Source organism: Brucella sp. BE17 (assembly GCF_039545455.1).
Lineage (GTDB): Bacteria > Pseudomonadota > Alphaproteobacteria > Rhizobiales > Rhizobiaceae > Brucella.
The window spans coordinates 1,502,163-1,519,710 of the sequence record NZ_CP154468.1 but is presented as its reverse complement, the minus strand read 5'-3'; the positions used below and the strand labels follow the sequence as shown (position 1 = coordinate 1,519,710).

Genomic DNA, 17,548 nt, shown 5'->3' with positions numbered 1-17,548 from the left:
GTATGGAAAATGAAAATTGTGGCCGTCAACGTTTACTATGTGCGCGGACAGGGTCTGAAGCCCGTTCTCGTGAAAATTCAGACGGATGAAGGTATATCAGGATTGGGTGAGGCCGCTATTTCCTATGGAAGCGGGGGTACTGCCGCAGCTGGTATGATTAAAGATCTGAGCGAACGGTTCTTGCTCGGAGCTGATCCGCTGTCCATCAATCGGATCATTTCGGATATATATGACCAGGCTTTTTGGTTAAAGAATCCCGGCGGAATTGCTTGCGCAGGCTTAAGTGCCATCGAGCAGGCCTTGTGGGATATTCGTGCCAGAGCATTGAATGTGCCGGTATATGATCTCTTCGGCGGTAAAATTCGTGATGAATTAAACTACTATGCGAATGGGTGGTACTTCGGAGCGAAATCCACATCGGACCTGATCAAAAAGGCTGCTGACGCAGTTGATGACGGCCATTATGCTCTGAAGATGTATCCGCTGGCACAGATTCAGCCAAATGGAACATTGCGGCATCCAGCTGGACGATATTCTGACAATCTCGATGCGGTCACAGCTGGGATCGAACTCGTGCGTGGCGTGCGGCAAGCGATTGGGCCGGATATCAGACTCATGCTCGATTTCGGTGGCGGCATTTCTACCGCAGACACCATGCGGTTTTGTGAGCGTATCAAAGAATACGATATCGAGTTTGTTGAGGAAATCACCGATCCGGGCGACCTCGGTGCTTTGTCTCAAGTCGGTTCGTCGATTGATATTCCGATTGCGACGGGGGAGCGGCACTATCTCAGACAAGGTTTTCGCGACCTTCTGGAGAGGCGCGTGATCAGCATATTGCAGCCGGATATAGGCAATGCTGGTGGTTTCGCCGAGGTCCATAAAATTTCAGCGATGGCTGACGCATACGGTTTGAAGGTGCAGCCGCATGTCTGTGGAAGTTCTGTCGCAGCTACCATCGCGACCCATATGGGCGCGTGTTTGCCCAACTTTTATATTCAAGAACATTTCCCATATTGGGCTGACATCCCCGGCTATATTGAAGTAGCGACCGCACCCTTTGAGGAAAAAGTCCAGAATGGACACCTTCCGATCTCAGAACGAATTGGGTTTGGTGTCGAGCTGAATGAGACTGTCGTGAAGGACCATCTTTGGGCTGTTATCCAATAAACGCCGTTACTTCATACTGTTGGGTGAATTGCAATCTAACATCACTATTGTCCGCTATTTTCATTTGCCCTCGGCACTGTTGTAGGCGAGTGTGTGCCACAACTGACGCACTGGGATGATATTTGATGAAAAAGCCAGGGAAACAGAACTGGGAAGTAGGGATGAACCTCATCTACTTCTCAGCCTTCCGGGCAGTAATGCTAACAGGAACGGTGAGTGCCGCTGCTGAACTCATAGGGCGAAGCCAACCCGCCGTCAGTCGGCTTTTGAATAAGCTTGAAACCGAATTGGGCGTTACTCTTTTTGAGCGCAGAAAAGGGTTGATCACACCGACATCGGTTGCCCACCTTCTTCTGGATGAAATCGATCGAGCGTATACATCTCTCGATTCTTTGCGAAACTTTGCGGCAACTGTTGCCGAAGGTGAGACCAGTCGCGTTACTGCGGCTGCTATGCCCGCTCTTGGGATAAGTTTCATGCCTCAGGCGCTAAAGAAGTTTAAAGAAAGCTGGCCCCAAACACGTGTGCAGCTGAATATACGACTTTCTGCCAAGATCGAAGAATGGGCTGCGTCACAACAACTGGATTTTGGTCTTGCTGAGCTCCCGTTCCGCAGATCTGGCTTTCAAACGGAAGTTTTCAGCGACGCCCCTTATATTGCTGCTGTGCCGCGCGACCACCCTCTCGCGAGCCGCCACAAAATTGAGCCGCCGGATCTTCGAAATGTACCCTTCGTATCATTTGCCTCATTTACCCCAGCTGGTCCGGTCGTCGCGCAGGCATTCCGCGCGGCGGGTGAAAAACTGGACCCAGCTTATGAAACAACGATTTCCGCTGCGGCATATGAATTTGCCAAAATTGGTCTGGGGATCGCGCTTATAGACCCTTATACAGCCATTCATCAACTTGATGATCGCGTGAAACTGGTGCCGTTCCTGCCTAAAATACCGTTCAACGTGGCGCTTCTTCGCCCTTATTCCCGTCCGCAAAGTCGCGTGTCGGAGGCGCTTCTGGATCTTTTGTTCAGCGAACGCGACGCGGCGTTGGCGAAGTTACCGCATTTTTAACTGATAAGAATAGGTAAGTTGCCTAAATTTCCTGCTCCTAATCCATTATGCATTTAATGCATAATGGAGGCCATTTTTTTTATTTTGAGCATTCCGAATTAGCTGCTGTACTCGCCCAACGCCGAGGAAAGGGAAATGAGTATGGAGGCTGCGCGGAACGAAAGTTACGATGTGATCGTCATCGGCGGTGGTATCAACGGTACCAGCGCTGTCCGCGAACTCTGCGCCGCTGGATATAAAACCCTTCTTGTTGAAAAAGGTGATTTCGCAAACGGCGCATCGGGCAGATCATCCAGGATATTGCACTGCGGTCTTAGATATTTTGAGACGAGGCATCCGGTCCGTACGTTCGCATCGTCGCCTTTGAAGTTGAAGAACGCGATTGCGATGGCGCGTGCCGCTATGAACGCCCGGGAAGAGCTGGTGCGTCTCCAGCCAATGCGATGCAAGCCTTTCAAAATGTGCTTTCCTTTATACCAAGCGGATGATCTGCGTGGATGGCACCTGGATATTGGGCTTTCGCTCTTGAACCGTCTTGGATCGGGTCGACTGCCGCTGGAGTACCAACGGCACAAGCACAACTTTGATAATTCCGTGCCTCTGGCAAAGGACCTGCGAGATCGGAACCAACTAAAGTCCATAGCGACGTACCGCGAATACATCATAGACTGGCCCGACAGGCTTTGCGTCGATGCGGCCATCGAAGCTGAAAAGCTCGGTGCCGATATCCGTTTGTTCACCAGTGCGAGCATCAGAGAGAAAAACTCTGAAGGGTTGTGGCAGGTCGATCTCAGCTCTTCAGATCGTGGAATGAGCAGTGCGTTCGCACCGGTCATTCTCAATCTTGCCGGGACTTGGATAGATGATGTTCTACAGTCCGTTTTCAGGAAGCGAGATGATCGTCTGATTCATGGGACAAAAGGCGCGCATATAGTCGTTCGACTTCCAGATTATTATCGTGGCCACGGGATTGCGGCGCTTAACCGATTGGGAATGCCTATTTATTGTCTGCCGTTCAAGGATGACCTGTATCATATTGGCCCGACCGAAACCTCTTTCGACGGTGATGCCAGTAACGTTAGGACCGATGATACCGATATTGAGTTCCTACTCGGCGAAATCAATTTTCTTCTCCCTGTGCTCAAACTGACAAAACGGAATGTCGAGTTCACTTGGGCTGGCGTGCGACCGTTGACCTTCAATGCCAAAAACCCTGATGGCGACAGAGTTCGCCAAATCCATGATTTGAAGGACAAAGGCCATTCAGGAATTTTCGCGATGACCGCCGGACCAGTCATGAGCCATATGAGTGCAGGTAGGGAGCTGCTGGCAACGGTAGATGCAAACATCCCAATGCGACGTGATCGGCAAGGGAGCGAAATGCAACAGACGAATACGACGTTGGGGGCTGGCAAAGGCGCCCCGTCGTTTCGGCATTATGTCTCGCGGGAACACGCCCAGGATCTGAAAGGTATATTCTATACCCGTAGCGGCATAGGTTGGGGGCGGCATATAGACCGAGCCACCGCCACTCATGCAGCCAATGAAATCGCCGATCTGCTTGGATGGGAGCCAGGGCAGATCGAGCAGGAAGTAGACAGCTTTCTTGAGCACCAACGGGAAATCTATCGTTCGGGAGAGCTTGCAAGGTCCTAACGAAACAAAAAAAGAGGAGTGAACTGAAATGGATATGCGCAGACAGAAAAATCTTGCTTTGGTAGCAGTTTCCACGCTTGCAATGGCGATTTCGCTTTTTGCCAGCCAAGCCCGTGCTGATGGCGAGCGACTGAAGGAAATCTTGGAGCGGGGTACTCTCCGTGTTGGTTTGCAAGGGGCCTTCAAGCCTTGGTCTTTCCCCGCGGCAGATGGCAATCTTCAAGGCATTGAAGTTGATCTCGCCAAGAGCGTCTCAGATGCGCTGGGTGTCAAACTAGAGCCTGTCATTATTACATCTGCGAACCGCATGCAGTTCCTCCAACAGAACCGGATCGATCTTATTGTTGGCGGTATGTATGATACTGCGGAACGTCGTAAGGTGATCGGTATCATTGAACCCGCTTACTGGGCTTCGGGACCGACCTTGCTAGCTAAGAAGGGCGTTATCAAAAGCTGGGACGACATTGCCGGAAAGCCGGTATGCGGAAAGCAGGGTAACTACTATAATCAACAAGTTGAGCGCCAACTGAAAGCAAAGCTGATTGCATTTACAGGAAACTCTGAAGGTAAAGAAGCTCTGCGTGCTGGACGTTGCATTGCCTGGGTCTATGATGACGTCAGCATAATGGCTGACCTCGAGACACCGGAGTGGCAAGATTACGAGATGCCAGTTGCGGTCCTTTATAATAACCCGTGGGCTGCTGCCGTCCCACTTGAAGAGCGCGATAAGGGCTGGGGCGCATTCATGGCCGGTATGGCCTACCGCTGGCAAGCTGATGGTACGCTGATTGAACTCGCCAAGAAATGGAACGTAGCACCGTCTAACTGGTTCACCGAGCAGAATAAGAAGCTCCATTGGGACACCGCCTACCTTGAGCCGAAAGAGTGAGGCCGGTGCTTTCTGATCAGTGGTAGCTCGGAGTTATGATGATCGAACATATATCAAGTTTCTTCCTCAATCTGAACGAGACCGCGGGCTTGAACTTTATCGTCTTCTACGACGAGTACGAGTTTAGCCGCTTTCTCGAAGGGGCGTTGATTTCACTGCGGCTGATGGCGTTCTCTATCTTGCTGTCGCTGGTCATCGGCGTGTTGGGAGCTTGGGCGCAAACGTCAAAAATTGCGATAATTCGCGTGGCGGTCGACGCATATATCCAGGCATTTCGAAATACCCCTCCGATGATCCAACTTTTGTTCTTCTACTTCGGCCTGGGCGCGTTCACGCCGGCCGTGGACATGGGGGGGTATTACGAGCCCATCATCTCTTCTTTTGGTTGGGCTGTAATCTCACTTGGTATTTTTGGCGGGGCGTTCAATGTCGAGATATTCCGGGCCGGTCTGGAAGCCGTGCCTGAAACGACAAAAGAAGCCGCTGAAAGCCTCAGCTTTTCGAACTGGCAAATCTATATGTATGTGACACTTCCACTGGCGTTTCGCATTAGCCTACCAGCCTTGACGAATAACCTGGTGAGTTTGGCCAAAACAACCTCGCTTGCTTATGTTATCGCCGTTCCAGAGATGACCTATATCCTCAATCAGGTTTGGTCGGATAACATCAACGTGCCTGAGATGATCCTCGTGCTGTTCGTGTTCTATGTCGCAGTTGTGAGTATTCTCGCTTGGAGCCTCCACGCCCTTGAACGCCGTTTGGCACTACCGGGGTATGGACATGAATAAGCGCGCTTTTACAATCGTTCCTTCGCGCTATGGCATAGCGGCATTCTCTACCGCTCTGTCGTTACGACACGGATTAGTTCTCATTGCACTGTTCTTCGGGTCATTGTGTGTTGCTTATGCGCAAACAATGAATGCCGGAACGCCGACTGCAGTCGAGACACTTTTCGGGTGGATTCCATTTATCCTGCGTGGCTTTGTGTTGAACCTCTATATGAGTTTTTTAGCGATGGCGTTGGCGACGGTTCTGGGAGTTTCACTTGGTCTCATGCAGATCAGTTTGTTTTGGCCGGTAAGAGGCATCGCGCGTCTGGTGACGCATCTGCTGAGAAACTCGCCTTGGCTCGTTATTCTCTTCATCGCCATGTATATGATGCCAGAGAATTTTCGTCTTCCGGGTGGGGTTGTGATACCGTTCCCTGGCTGGATGAAAGCAACGGTCGCTTTTGCACTGCCCGTCATGGGCAACATAAGCGAGATCGTCCGTGGATCGGTTCGTTCCATTCCGTCGGGGCAGTGGGAATCGGCCGAAAGTCTTGGCTTTACCCGTGTTCAGACACTTTGGAACGTCATATTGCCACAGAGCCTCCGGCGTTCGATACCACCATGGATGAACTGGTATGCGCTACTTACGCTTTCCACTCCGATGGCATCGATTTTCAGCGTCAGAGAGTCTGTTGCCAATGCACAGGCTGCAATGGAAGCGTCGGGCGGACGACCGGAATTTCTCTTTCCGTTCTATCTGTTCCTTCTCTGTCTTTTCTTTGCGTACATCTATCCAATCGCGCTTCTGACAAGAAAACTGGAGAAAAGATATGCTGCCTAAAGACAATATCGACGCGCGCCCTCTGGTTTCTCTAAAGGATGTGCACAAGGCGTACGGTGATCTGGAAGTTATTAAAGGGATCAGTCTTGATGTTCGCAAGGGCGAGGTGATCTGCATCATCGGCCCATCAGGTTCGGGCAAGTCGACTCTCATTCGTTGCATCAATGGTCTAAGCCCGGTGCAGAAGGGCTCGATAATCGTCGACGGGCTAGAGGTGAATGATCCCAAGCTCGACAAGCTTGCATTGCGGCGAAAGGTCGGAATAGTCTTTCAGCAGTACAATCTGTTTCCGCATAAGACGGTTTTGCAGAACGTCATGATGGCACCCATCAAAGTACTGCGTGAGCCAAAACGGGAAGTTGAGGAAAGAGCCCGCGCTCTGATCGCAAAAGTTAAGCTTACCGGCAAGGAAAACCAGTACCCGGGTCAGTTGTCAGGTGGCCAGCAGCAGCGCGTCGCAATCGCACGAAGTCTGGCCATGCGTCCGGATGTTATGCTTTTCGATGAAGTCACAGCAGCGCTCGATCCTGAGACCGTCAAGGAAGTATTGGCGACGATAAAGGAACTCGCGTCGGACGGAATGACCTGCATTCTGGTTACCCATGAAATGGGCTTTGCACGTGAGGTGGCTGATCACATCTACTTCACGGACCGAGGTGTAATCGTCGAACACGCTGCACCCAAAGAGTTCTTTACCTCAGCCAAGGATCCTCGGACCCAGCAGTTCTTAAGTCAGATATTCTAGCCGAATAACGACACGAAAATCATCAGTAGCATCAGGAACATGCCAGGCCGAGCGCCAGGTGTGAACGGGTTTCTATATTCTAAAGGAAAGAGCGATGTACCAGCAAGCCTCCAACGGTGTCAAAAAGGACCCACTGCTGCAGCCGTTGCAAATCAAGCATCTTGAACTTCGCAATCGCATCATGAGCACCAGTCACGCGTGTGGACTGGAGGTCAATGGGCTGCCGCTTGAAGCCTATCAACGGTATCATGAAGAGAAGGCCAAGGGGGGAATAGCCCTGTCGATGTTCGGTGGGTCCTCAAATATTGATATTGATTCTCCGAATGTCTTTCGGCAACTAAATGTTGGGACGGACGAAATTATTCCACATTTTCAGCAGTTTGCCGATCGTATGCACCGCCACGGCGCGGCACTCATGTGTCAGATAACCCATCTGGGTCGACGCGGCGAAAGTTATGGTGGCGATAGGCTGGCGATGATTGCACCGTCACCCCTCCGCGAGACGCTTCATCGTAGCATACCCAGAGAGATGGATGACCATGATATTGATCGTGTTGTGAAGGCGTTTGCCGCTGCGGCGCTACGATGCAAGGAGGGAGGATTAGACGGCATCGAAACGCATTCTGGTGGTCACATGATTGGGCAATTCCTATCACCGATTTCCAACCGCAGAACTGATCGATTTGGCGGATCGCTCGAAAACCGAATGCGTTTTCCACTAATGGTGCATGAGGCGATTAGAAAGGCTGTCGGTGATGATTTCGTCGTGGGTATCCGCATGGCAGTGGATGAAGGGCCCGATGGCGGCATGGATTTCGAAGAATCTCTAAAGGTTGCGCAAGCACTTAGCGATAGTGGCGGGATCGATTTCTTCAATGCGATTTATGGCATGATGGACACGACCCGTGGCCTCGCGGAAGACGCTATGCCCGGAATGGGATCGCCGCTTGCACCCTGGGTCGAGCCGATCGGACGCTTCCGCCAGGAGCTAAATATTCCAGTATTCCATGCCGCACGTATTTCCGATGCTGCTTCCGCCCGATACGCTATCCGCGAAGGAAAAATGGATATGGCGGGCATGACCAGAGCGCAGATCGCTGATCCATACCTTGCAAGTAAAATAGCTTCGGGACGAGAAAGCGAAATTCGGCCATGCGTAGGTGCTACACATTGTCAGTCGCCGCATCGTCCGGCGTGCCTGCATAATCCAGCAACCGGGAGAGAGACAGTTCTGCCGCAGGTATTTACGAAAACCGAAAGTGGCAAACGTAAGGTCGTCGTGGTCGGTGGAGGGCCTGCAGGTCTTGAGGCTGCCAGAATATGTGCGGAACGGGGTCATGAGGTTTCGTTATTTGAAGCGGCATCCGATTTCGGCGGTCAGCTACTTCTCGGCGCGAAGGGATCTTGGCGCAGTGACCTCATCGGCATTGTTGAGTGGCGGGTAGCTGAACTCAATCGTCTCGGTGTGTCGCTTCAAACGAATGCCTATCTTGAAGAAGATGAAATCCTCGCACTTAATCCTGATGTTGTATTGCTCGCAACTGGCGGCATGCCGCAAATTGATCTTCTGCATGGCGGTGATCTATGCGTTTCGACATGGGATATCCTAGCTGGTCAATTCAAGCTATCGGGTGAAGTTCTCGTCGTTGATGGTACCGGACGACATCCAGCTCCGTTAGCGGCCGAGAAGGCCGTTGGTTTTGGAGCTAAGGTCCAATTCGTCACGATAGATGCCCAAATCTGTGAAGAATTGACTTATGCCGAACGGGTACGCTGGAAAAAGCTCTTTTTGAAATTCGGCTTGTATCCCAAAACTGAAACGCATTTAACTTCAGTCCACCGCCAGGATAACCGCCTGATCGCAACGCTTGTGAACGATATTACCCGAGAAAAAGAAACAGTGGTGGTCGATCATGTTGTTGTGGAGCAGGGGAGTGTTCCGTCCAATGACGTTTTTGAAGCGCTTCGATCCAATTCTTCAAACGACGGTGTGACCGATCTACAGGCTATGGTCGAGGCCAGACCACAGCCTATCCGCGAAAGACCGGGATTTGAGCTTCACCGGATAGGAGATGCTCTTGCCAGTCGAAACATTCACTCCGCGATGTTGGATGCAATAAGAATATGCAGCTCGCTTTGAGGATTTTGGGAGCGTATTCAGCGTCCGAATTTATCCAACAGCTGATACCATGCTGCTACAGTACGGACGGCTGGCGCTCTCATCGCAAAAAATGGAATATCTTCTGGTTTCTGGCGCTGGATCAGCGCCAGATCAGGCTTTTCGCCTTGCAAAAGGTCAACCGCATAGCGTCCGAGAAGGCTCGACATCGCGATTCCTGTTCCATTGTAGCCGAGCGAAAACCCAATATTATTATCGATCAACCCGATTTGTGGAAGACTGTCTATCGTCATGGCAACAAGGCCCGACCAGCGATGGGCTATCCTGTAGCCTATCAACTGCGGGAAGATATCAAACATTGCTCTTTCAAGGGTCGCATAGGCGGACGCGGAGTCGTTCTTGCCGTAAGCGCCCCTGCCACCAAAAAGCAAACAGTCTCCGCTACGTCGGAACCAACGCATCATTCTTCGCGTCTCGCTGTAGCTTCGATTGTTGCAAAGAATTTCATCAAAAACAGAACTGGGCAGGGCTTCTGTCGAGATGATCGCACTCCTGAACGGTATGATGGTCTTACGTACTTTACTGGTGGCAGGCGTGATGTCGGAATAGGCGTTCGTTGCGAACAAAATCTGTTTGCACCTGATCGATCCGGATTTTGTACGAACGAGTTTTTCCGAGCCTTCTGTCAAGATGCGAAGGACGGGGCTATTCTCGTAAATGAGGTCTCCAGCCAAAAGCACGGCATTGGCCAAACCCCGGCAGTAACTGAGCGGATGAATGGTGCCAGCATGGGAATTCAAAACACCTCCGAAGAAGCGCGTACTTCCGGTCTCTGCCGCAATCTCATCAGCCCCAAGCACTGCGATGCTCGTATCGCCGAATACCTCCTTGATCGTCTTCGCTTCCTCCACGAGCGCTGCAAATGCGGTCTCGTTATGCGCACAGCGAATGTTCCCGGTTTTCGTCAGATTCGCGTCTCGGATCTGAAACCGCTCGACATAGCTTTCAACACAATCCATCGCTGCGTGACCAAGCTCGTTCATGCGTTGAGCGACTTGCCTGCCGTGAGTTTGCGCCATGGCACTTAGCGATACGCGATACTTCGTCGATACAACGCCGCCATTTCTTCCAGAGGCACCGAAGCCGACTTCTTCTGCTTCGAGAACAACAGGTTTCAAACCAAGTTCAATTGCTCTTATGGCGGCCGATAAGCCGGTATACCCACCACCGATGATGACCACATCGGCATCAATGTCGTCCTCCAATGTCGCGCAGTTCAGAGGTGGCGTTGCACTCTCACGCCACAAAGATCGGGGTAGGTTGAGTTTTGGCATCGGGAAAATACCTGAGCTTGATTACAAGTTATTTTCTCTCGTTTTCGACAGCATCGGCGAGTTCTCGCAAGGTCGAAAAATGGAAGTCCGGCGTCGTGACTTCTTTGGGAACAGGCGTTCCGCCGAAACCCTTGAGGCCCTTTCGGCGCTCGATCCAGCAGACTTTGTACCCGAGCTCTCTAGCGACGCCAATATCGTGGTATTGGCTCTGGGCAACATGCAGGATTTCATCTTGCACGAAACCAAATGCCGATTGGCGTCCAAGATTGTAGGAAAAGAAGCGTGGATCTGGTTTCGGATACTGGGCATCGTCAGCTGTGACGCTGTCGTGAAACGGGTTGCCGAGTTTATTCGAATTAGCGCTGAAACCAACGCGATCGTAATTGGTCATGGCAACCAATCTGAAATGCCTGCGCAATCGTCTGAGTGCTTCAGCAGAATCCTCGAATGCGGGGAAGTCAAAGAAGTGGCTATGAAATTTGTCACCCGCGGCGCTGTCGTCCGGCAGCCCAAGTCCCTTTGCTGCGTACAGGTAAACATCGCGCATGACCTCACTGGCACGACCTGGAAATTTAACCCTTGCTTGCAGATAGGGCTGGAAAATCTGATCGTCAGTCAGTGTCTTGGCGGCCTCTCCGCCTGCAGCACGGAACCCATCCAGAATACCCTTCTCGAAGTCGATACAGGTTCCGACGATATCAAAAGTCAAAACTTTGAAGTTTTCGAAGGCCATGAAAATTTTCTCTCCTGTTTCGAGCAAAAGCTTGTCCAGCTACTCTGGAATACTGAGGACCCATCCATCAATTCCAATAATAATCACCTATGGGGTTACATTTTGTAATGTCACAAATTCGGCGGCTCCTTCCCTCGCTTAACGCACTCGTCGCTTTCGAAGCGGCGGTCAGGTGCGGAACATTTGCAAACGCAGCCCGCGAACTGGGGGTAACAAGTCCCGCGGTCAGTCGGACAATCGGGCGGCTGGAGCTTCATTTGGGAATGCAGCTTTTCAAGCGAACGCCAACGGGAGCTGAACTAACGGAACATGGGGGCGATCTTTTCGAAGAAGTCTCGAAGAGTTTTTCAAATATTGAACGTGTTTTGGCTGGACTAACGCAAAATGCGAAAACGAAGCGACGAACGTTGCGAATATCAGTCTCGGGGGCCTTTGCTACGCATTGGTTTATGCCGCGCATGAACACATTTCAGGCACTGTTTCCAGATGTCGACATCGAGTGGCAATTGATCATTGGGCGGCTTGATTGTCCGGTAAACGATGCTGATATTGCGATGCGGTTTGATCCGAAAGTGGATGACCGGTATCGAGTTTATCCGCTCATGCCAGAGCTTCTTTTACCTGTACGATCTCCTGCTTTCGACTGCAATTCGATACAGTCTCAGCCGGGTTTGAACCAGGTGATCACCCTTAGTGGGTCGCAGTTCAGGTGGGCTGATTTATATTCCGTCGATGCGCTGAAAGAGATAGCTCGGGAACTTCAGTTTTCGGATTACAATGTCGTTGTGCAGGCGGCACTTATGGGGCAAGGCAACGCTATTGGCTGGCTAAGCGTGGTGTCTACGTTGCTCGCCAAAGGCTCGCTCGTTCCATCGCATCCGGTTGTCGTTTCGACAGGCAGGCGCTGTGATCTGGTGGCTTCGATCAAACCGAATGAATGGATAATTCATGATATTTGCGAATGGATCATCGACGAATATCGACGGGACGTGAGGGAGATTAACAAAGTATACGAAGGACTGATCCACGAATTTTGAGATTAGAACACGTGGCGGGAACCACGATAGCGCCCTCATGTCAGTTGATGTGAAAACTCCGCTTTCGTTGTCGAAAGCATGTTTTTCCGCGAAACATGCGCTCGTGTGACTGGGTGCCGCGCAAATCGTTGGCGACAGAAAGGAAGAGCAGCTTGTAGCGAGAGTGGACTCTCAGCAACTAGGAAGCAGACTCATTAATTGATGCGATCCATATTCTTGTCGCAGCGAGCTTGAGCGCCGCAAGGTAGTTGTCTGCGCGTCGATCAATTCGTGACGGCGCATGGCAATCTCCTTTCAACGAAAGTGAATCACACACCATTACGAAGAGGAACCACGCTTATGGGGACACAGCCTAGTGCAGCGAGCTCTCGACCAAATTGGGGCAAGCCCATTTTGGAACGGCCTCCAAAAGGGAAAAGTTTTTAAGAGCGCAATTATTTGCGTTTATAAGCAATGCAGTCCACTTCGACCTTACAATCCACCACCATACTGGACTGCACGCAAGCACGAGCGGGCGGGTTCTCTCCAAAAAATGTTTCAAAAACACCATTGAAGCTCCAGAAATCGCGTGGATCATCGAGCCAGACACCAATGCGCATAATATCTTCTGCGCCGTAACCTGCGTCGCGCACGATCTGAAGCATATTTTCGATGGCGATGCGTGATTGTTCAACGATGCCATGACCAACAATCTCGCCATCACGCATCGGTGTCTGCCCCGAAACATAGAGCCATCCATCTGCTTCAGTGGCTTTAGCAAATGGAAGCGAACGCTGGCCTGAGCCTTTACCCGTGCCAATTCCGTGGCGCACGATAGTCATGATATTTTCCTTGGGCGTTGTGAGGACATTTACAATGCGCGCGGCATCGCGGCGTTATTCTCCTGACGAGGGAGAGAAGAGTAGGCCGGGCGTACGCCTGTCTGGACGCCCGGCTTATGGTTACAGAGCTGGCAACTGTTCGCGTTTGGTCCCGAACCACTTTTCCTGCAGGGCGGGCAACTTTCCATTGATCACATTGGTGAAAATAAAGGTGTTTACCCATTGCAGAAGATTGTGTTCGCCCATCGCGACACCGATATGCGCCGGTGACTGACGGATCTCAAAGACCGGCTCGATCTTGGTGTCAGGACGGTCCCGGCGCAGATTGCTAATGATAGCGCTATTTTCAGCCAACATATCGGCCTGTCCTGCAAGATAGGCCGCCATTGCCCCCGGCACATCGTCAAAGCGTGCCAGTTTGGTTCCGGAGGGAACATTGTCGGTCAACCACAGATCCAGTGTAGTACCACGCGCGACAGCAATCGTATGACCGTCCAGAACCGAAATGTCTTCCGAAGCTCCGATATCAGAAGAGCCGAAGACACCCAGTTGCACCGCCGTATAAGGCTGCGAGAACATGACCTGTTGGGCACGTTCAGAGGTCGCTCCCATGGCGGCAATGATGATATCAGTTTGATCTGACAACAGGTTGGGAATTCTGTTTGTTCCGGTTACCTGCACGATCTCGAGATCCACAGAGAGTTCCTGTGCCAAGAGCTGCGCCACTTCCACGTCCAGACCTGTCGGCTTCCCTTCTGCATCGTTCATGCCCCATGGTGGCACGTCGAGCAAGATACCCACTCGAACCTTACCGCTGTTAAGAATATCCTGCAATTTATCTGCATATGCCGTCACCGGAGCAAGCAAAGTTGCCGCTATGCTCAGAGATGCAAAAAATGCTTTCAATCCCATTTGATTTCTCCCTTTTTATTGGTTGGGTTAATTTTATGATCGCCGTATAAAAGCCTGAAGTTCAGGTGTTTGCGGATTAACGAACAGATCGTCGGGATGACCTTCCTCCCAGATCCGACCTTCGTGCATGAAAACCACCTTGTTTGCGACATTGCGGGCAAAGGTCATTTCATGGGTGACCAGAACCATTGTCATGCCCTGATGCGCCATATCCTCCATGACCTTGAGCACTTCACCGACAAGTTCAGGGTCAAGCGCGGAGGTCACCTCGTCAAACAGCATCAGTTCCGGCGCCATCGCTAGACAACGGGCAATAGCGACACGCTGCTGCTGCCCACCTGAAAGCTGCTCGGGCCACGCTTCGATTTTTTCCAGCAACCCGACCTTGGTCAAGCAGGCCTCCGCCAGAGCACGCGCGTCGGACTTGGCAATTTTGCGTGTCAGGATCGGCGCCAGCGTTATATTCTTTAATACGTTCATATGCGGGAACAGGTTGAACTGCTGGAAGACTATTCCAACCCGCTGGCGATATTCTTTCAGGCCTGCCATTCGTGCGCTGATGGCTTGTCCAGCGACCGTAATCGAGCCGCCTTGCGTTTCCTCCAATCCGTTAATACAGCGCAACAAAGTGGACTTGCCGGAGCCGGAGCGACCGATAAGTGCGACGATGTCGCCTTTTTCGACGATGAGCGTCACATCCTTGAGAACTTCCAGAGTACCAAAGGATTTCCGCAGGTTCTTGATCTCAACGAGCGCCATGCAGACGTGTCTCCAATTTGCGCGACAAAAACGTCAGCGGGGAACAGATAGCGAAATAAATCGCAGCTATACTGATATAAACGGGCAGCGGTTGCAGTGTCGCTGCTGCTGATAGTTGACCTGCACGTGTTAATTCGATGAAGCCGACAACGGCGGCAAGGGAGGTTCCCTTGATGAGCTGAACAAGAAACCCGACGCTGGCAGGAAGTGCTATCTTAAGAGCCTGAGGCGCAATAATATGGATAAATTGCTGCCATCTGCTGAGCCCCAGACAAGCCGCAGCCTCCCATTGGGTTTTTTTGACTGCTTCGATTCCGCCACGCCATATCTCGCCCAGAAAAACCGCCGTATAAATCGTGAAAGCCGCTGTCACGGCCAGAAGCGGCGGTAGTCGAATGCCGAGGAAAACCGGCAAGCCGAAATAAACAAACATAAGCAAAGCCAGCAGTGGCACACCTTGCATCAACTGAAGGATCAATGCCGAGAACCAGCGCAGTGGAGCAATCTGAGACACTCGCATCATTGCAAAGAGCAACGCTAGTGGCCCACCAATCACCAAAGCAAGCAGCACCAGCAAAACAGTGTACTGGAAAGCAGTCGCAAAGGAGATTACATCAATCATTCCCAAAGGACGCATCGTTCTCTCCTATCGTGCTACAGGCCAACGGAAAGCGAGCTTTCCGAGAGCAAGGAAGAAAAGCCGAAATGCCAGGACCATCATCACATAGATGCCCGAGATGAGGGCATAGACTTCAAAACTGCGGAAGGTGCGGCTTTCAACGAAAGCTGCGGTGTGGAACAATTCCTCTGTCGAAATGAACGAGGCAATCGATGTTCCCAACAACAGCAGAATGAACTGGCTGGTGAGTGAGGGATAGATATTGCGCAAGGCCGGCAAGAGCACGACGTGATTGAACACCTGTATACCTGTCAGCCCAAGACAATGGCCAGCCTCAATTTGTGCCTTGGGGATCGAATTCAAACCCGACCTTATGATCTCCGCCACAAAAGCCGCAAAATAAAGCGTCAACGCAACCACAGCCGCCTCGAATGGCGGTAACCGCAACCCCACCTGCGGCATGACGAAAAAGATAATGAATATCTGCAAAACGGGTGGCGTATTGCGGATCACTTCAATATAGGCGCGGATCAGAAAACCAAGATACCGATTGCCCCGTCCCATCAAAAGCGCGAACACAAGGCCAAGTACAAGCCCTACCGCTCCCGCCATAAGCGCAAGCTTCAGGGTTACAAAAATACCTTCAATGAAAGTATCCTCGTAGCGCCATAAGGGACGAAAGTTCAAAGAAGACATCGGCCTACCCGAAGTATGTCGGCAAGGCTTTTGCAACCTTGCCATCAGAATTAGTGACAAATATCCACGACCATCGATCAAGCGCTGTACAAGGATGCGAAATCCCGAAACCGAGGATGTCGCCAACCGAAAGAGCGGTCGCTACCGGGAGTTCCAGAAAGGCGTGTTGATCGTTCAGCTTTGTTACCACAGGCCATTCGGGCAAGTGCACGGCTTTTCCGTTACGATAGCATGACACTGGAACAGGAAGCCCTTGATCGAAAGAAACATCCCTCATTCCCATGCCGCAGATCGCAAGCCCGGGCTCAGGCAGGGAAAGAACTTCGGCGTAAACAAGAAGTGCCGGTCTAAAAGCGTCGCTCGCCAACCCCATTCCCGCAGCAGCAAAGCCATTGCGCCGGTCGAGATCAACTAGCCGTCGTGCATAAACACCATGGTCGCAAAAGAAGATCGCGCCGGAACGCAAAACCAGATCGGCGTTTCCATCAGCTTTGACGAGAGGCCCAAGATCTTCGACAACCAGATCGAAGAAACTCGAGCCGCCAGAAGAAAGGACGAGATGATCATGCGGTCTAAAGGCGCGCAACTGAGCAAAAGCTGCAGACGCCAGTTCATGGAGAGAGGCAATCGCCCGGCGCGTCTCTTGCGGATCACTGCTTGCAGACGCTCCTTCATAAGCAGCAATTCCGACCGCGCGAAGCTGGGGAAATGAAACCAGTGCATCCAGTATAGCTGATACGGCTTCAATGGTTCTCGCCCCTGCCCGACCGCCACCAACCTCAATTAGGAAATCGATTTGACGACCAGCAGCCTCTGCCACTTCCGCAGCGGTCATCAACGCAGCCAGACTATCGACATAAAGGGTGATCTGCGCCGACGGATATTGCGCCAACAACCGGCCAAGCCGCGCGCCGCTGGAGACACCCCCGATCTGATTGGCAAGGATAAGCTGGTTTAAGCCATTTTCCAGCATGACAGCAGCCTGACGGATATCTGCCACCGTCAGCGCCATTGCGCCACGCTTCATCAAATCATGAGCAAGTTCTGGTGACATCGGCGTTTTGGCGTGCGGTGCTATTTTTGCACCAACGGCCCGTACATAGGTAAACATTGCATCGCAGTTCTGCTCCCAAGCGGAAGGGTCGAACGTCAAAAGTGGAAGCTGTGCCGATCCATCGCGAGGATCGATGCCCAGACTACCTAACTCTTGGACTTGCACCGCTGCATGATCGGCAGGGTAACCACGAACTGCGCCACTCATAAGATCAGTCGCCATCAGCCTTTAACCCTTCCCCTTGGCATCATTTGCAGCTCTTGCGCAGAAACTGCTTTTACACCGTCAATGATAACGTTACCATAATCTGGACGGAATAGCTCCAC

General features: G+C 51.7%; 17 protein-coding genes. 9 read left to right on the top strand and 8 right to left on the bottom strand.

Translation table 11 applies throughout. From position 1 onward, the window contains the following. Window positions 1-9: 9 nt before the first annotated feature. The 8 genes from AAIB41_RS18400 (at window position 10) to AAIB41_RS18365 (ending at window position 9,278) form a co-directional block, all read left to right on the top strand. Window positions 10-1,170: a mandelate racemase/muconate lactonizing enzyme family protein gene (locus AAIB41_RS18400; RefSeq protein WP_343315395.1), complete on the top strand. Its 1,161-nt coding sequence runs from the start codon at window positions 10-12 to the stop codon at window positions 1,168-1,170. 125 nt (window positions 1,171-1,295) lie between these two features. Further along, window positions 1,296-2,237, top strand: a complete 942-nt coding sequence (locus tag AAIB41_RS18395; protein ID WP_343315394.1) for a LysR family transcriptional regulator — start codon at window positions 1,296-1,298, stop codon at window positions 2,235-2,237. Between the two features lie 135 nt (window positions 2,238-2,372). Continuing rightward, window positions 2,373-3,893, top strand: a complete 1,521-nt coding sequence (locus tag AAIB41_RS18390) for an FAD-dependent oxidoreductase (protein ID WP_343315393.1) — start codon at window positions 2,373-2,375, stop codon at window positions 3,891-3,893. Window positions 3,894-3,921: 28 nt separating this feature from the next. Next, window positions 3,922-4,782: a transporter substrate-binding domain-containing protein gene (locus AAIB41_RS18385; protein WP_343315392.1), complete on the top strand. Its 861-nt coding sequence runs from the start codon at window positions 3,922-3,924 to the stop codon at window positions 4,780-4,782. A gap of 38 nt (window positions 4,783-4,820) precedes the next feature. Then, window positions 4,821-5,570, top strand: a complete 750-nt coding sequence (locus tag AAIB41_RS18380; RefSeq protein WP_343316129.1) for an amino acid ABC transporter permease — start codon at window positions 4,821-4,823, stop codon at window positions 5,568-5,570. Continuing rightward, on the top strand, window positions 5,563-6,393 hold the full coding sequence (locus tag AAIB41_RS18375) for an ABC transporter permease subunit (RefSeq protein WP_343315391.1): 831 nt from the start codon (window positions 5,563-5,565) through the stop codon (window positions 6,391-6,393). Before AAIB41_RS18380 ends, AAIB41_RS18375 begins: the two co-directional genes overlap by 8 nt. Beyond that, window positions 6,383-7,138 carry an amino acid ABC transporter ATP-binding protein gene (locus AAIB41_RS18370; RefSeq protein ID WP_343315390.1) on the top strand — a complete coding sequence of 252 codons (756 nt, stop codon included), beginning with the start codon at window positions 6,383-6,385 and terminating at the stop codon, window positions 7,136-7,138. The genes AAIB41_RS18375 and AAIB41_RS18370 overlap by 11 nt, the downstream gene beginning before the upstream one ends. A gap of 94 nt (window positions 7,139-7,232) precedes the next feature. Then, window positions 7,233-9,278: an NADH:flavin oxidoreductase gene (locus AAIB41_RS18365; protein WP_343315389.1), complete on the top strand. Its 2,046-nt coding sequence runs from the start codon at window positions 7,233-7,235 to the stop codon at window positions 9,276-9,278. A gap of 17 nt (window positions 9,279-9,295) precedes the next feature. Here the strand turns inward: AAIB41_RS18365 and AAIB41_RS18360 are convergent, their stop codons facing one another. Both AAIB41_RS18360 and AAIB41_RS18355 read right to left on the bottom strand, forming a co-directional pair. Next, entirely contained in the window at window positions 9,296-10,591 is a 1,296-nt protein-coding gene (locus AAIB41_RS18360) for an FAD-binding oxidoreductase (protein ID WP_343315388.1), read from the bottom strand. Between the two features lie 28 nt (window positions 10,592-10,619). Continuing rightward, window positions 10,620-11,324, bottom strand: a complete 705-nt coding sequence (locus AAIB41_RS18355; RefSeq protein ID WP_343315387.1) for an HAD-IA family hydrolase — start codon at window positions 11,322-11,324, stop codon at window positions 10,620-10,622. An 89-nt stretch (window positions 11,325-11,413) separates the two neighbouring features. Here AAIB41_RS18355 and AAIB41_RS18350 point away from each other — a divergent pair, with 89 nt between their 5' ends. Next, window positions 11,414-12,361, top strand: coding sequence for a LysR family transcriptional regulator (locus AAIB41_RS18350; RefSeq protein ID WP_343315386.1), 948 nt, complete (start codon window positions 11,414-11,416; stop codon window positions 12,359-12,361). Between the two features lie 434 nt (window positions 12,362-12,795). Here AAIB41_RS18350 and AAIB41_RS18345 read toward each other — a convergent pair whose 3' ends face one another. The 6 genes from AAIB41_RS18345 to AAIB41_RS18320 form a co-directional block, all read right to left on the bottom strand. Continuing rightward, window positions 12,796-13,182 carry a RidA family protein gene (locus AAIB41_RS18345; protein WP_343315385.1) on the bottom strand — a complete coding sequence of 129 codons (387 nt, stop codon included), beginning with the start codon at window positions 13,180-13,182 and terminating at the stop codon, window positions 12,796-12,798. 120 nt (window positions 13,183-13,302) lie between these two features. Then, on the bottom strand, window positions 13,303-14,094 hold the full coding sequence (locus AAIB41_RS18340; RefSeq protein ID WP_343315384.1) for a transporter substrate-binding domain-containing protein: 792 nt from the start codon (window positions 14,092-14,094) through the stop codon (window positions 13,303-13,305). Window positions 14,095-14,127: 33 nt separating this feature from the next. Beyond that, window positions 14,128-14,853, bottom strand: coding sequence for an amino acid ABC transporter ATP-binding protein (locus AAIB41_RS18335; protein ID WP_343315383.1), 726 nt, complete (start codon window positions 14,851-14,853; stop codon window positions 14,128-14,130). Then, complete coding sequence (locus tag AAIB41_RS18330; protein WP_343315382.1) at window positions 14,840-15,490, bottom strand: amino acid ABC transporter permease; 651 nt, start codon at window positions 15,488-15,490, stop codon at window positions 14,840-14,842. The genes AAIB41_RS18335 and AAIB41_RS18330 overlap by 14 nt, the downstream gene beginning before the upstream one ends. A gap of 9 nt (window positions 15,491-15,499) precedes the next feature. Next, window positions 15,500-16,168, bottom strand: a complete 669-nt coding sequence (locus AAIB41_RS18325; RefSeq protein ID WP_343315381.1) for an amino acid ABC transporter permease — start codon at window positions 16,166-16,168, stop codon at window positions 15,500-15,502. A 4-nt stretch (window positions 16,169-16,172) separates the two neighbouring features. After that, window positions 16,173-17,444, bottom strand: a complete 1,272-nt coding sequence (locus AAIB41_RS18320) for an alanine racemase (protein ID WP_343315380.1) — start codon at window positions 17,442-17,444, stop codon at window positions 16,173-16,175. Window positions 17,445-17,548 lie beyond the last annotated feature (104 nt).

Bases quoted from the DNA above. Each gene is read 5' to 3' on its own strand.
- AAIB41_RS18400 (WP_343315395.1), top strand. From the start codon at position 10: ATGAAAATTGTGGCCGTCAACGTTTACTATGTGCGCGGACAGGGTCTG.
- AAIB41_RS18395 (WP_343315394.1), top strand. From the start codon at position 1,296: ATGAAAAAGCCAGGGAAACAGAACTGGGAAGTAGGGATGAACCTCATC.
- AAIB41_RS18390 (WP_343315393.1), top strand. From the start codon at position 2,373: ATGAGTATGGAGGCTGCGCGGAACGAAAGTTACGATGTGATCGTCATC.
- AAIB41_RS18385 (WP_343315392.1), top strand. From the start codon at position 3,922: ATGGATATGCGCAGACAGAAAAATCTTGCTTTGGTAGCAGTTTCCACG.
- AAIB41_RS18380 (WP_343316129.1), top strand. From the start codon at position 4,821: ATGATCGAACATATATCAAGTTTCTTCCTCAATCTGAACGAGACCGCG.
- AAIB41_RS18375 (WP_343315391.1), top strand. From the start codon at position 5,563: ATGAATAAGCGCGCTTTTACAATCGTTCCTTCGCGCTATGGCATAGCG.
- AAIB41_RS18370 (WP_343315390.1), top strand. From the start codon at position 6,383: ATGCTGCCTAAAGACAATATCGACGCGCGCCCTCTGGTTTCTCTAAAG.
- AAIB41_RS18365 (WP_343315389.1), top strand. From the start codon at position 7,233: ATGTACCAGCAAGCCTCCAACGGTGTCAAAAAGGACCCACTGCTGCAG.
- AAIB41_RS18360 (WP_343315388.1), bottom strand. From the start codon at position 10,591: ATGCCAAAACTCAACCTACCCCGATCTTTGTGGCGTGAGAGTGCAACG.
- AAIB41_RS18355 (WP_343315387.1), bottom strand. From the start codon at position 11,324: ATGGCCTTCGAAAACTTCAAAGTTTTGACTTTTGATATCGTCGGAACC.
- AAIB41_RS18350 (WP_343315386.1), top strand. From the start codon at position 11,414: ATGGGGTTACATTTTGTAATGTCACAAATTCGGCGGCTCCTTCCCTCG.
- AAIB41_RS18345 (WP_343315385.1), bottom strand. From the start codon at position 13,182: ATGACTATCGTGCGCCACGGAATTGGCACGGGTAAAGGCTCAGGCCAG.
- AAIB41_RS18340 (WP_343315384.1), bottom strand. From the start codon at position 14,094: ATGGGATTGAAAGCATTTTTTGCATCTCTGAGCATAGCGGCAACTTTG.
- AAIB41_RS18335 (WP_343315383.1), bottom strand. From the start codon at position 14,853: ATGGCGCTCGTTGAGATCAAGAACCTGCGGAAATCCTTTGGTACTCTG.
- AAIB41_RS18330 (WP_343315382.1), bottom strand. From the start codon at position 15,490: ATGCGTCCTTTGGGAATGATTGATGTAATCTCCTTTGCGACTGCTTTC.
- AAIB41_RS18325 (WP_343315381.1), bottom strand. From the start codon at position 16,168: ATGTCTTCTTTGAACTTTCGTCCCTTATGGCGCTACGAGGATACTTTC.
- AAIB41_RS18320 (WP_343315380.1), bottom strand. From the start codon at position 17,444: ATGGCGACTGATCTTATGAGTGGCGCAGTTCGTGGTTACCCTGCCGAT.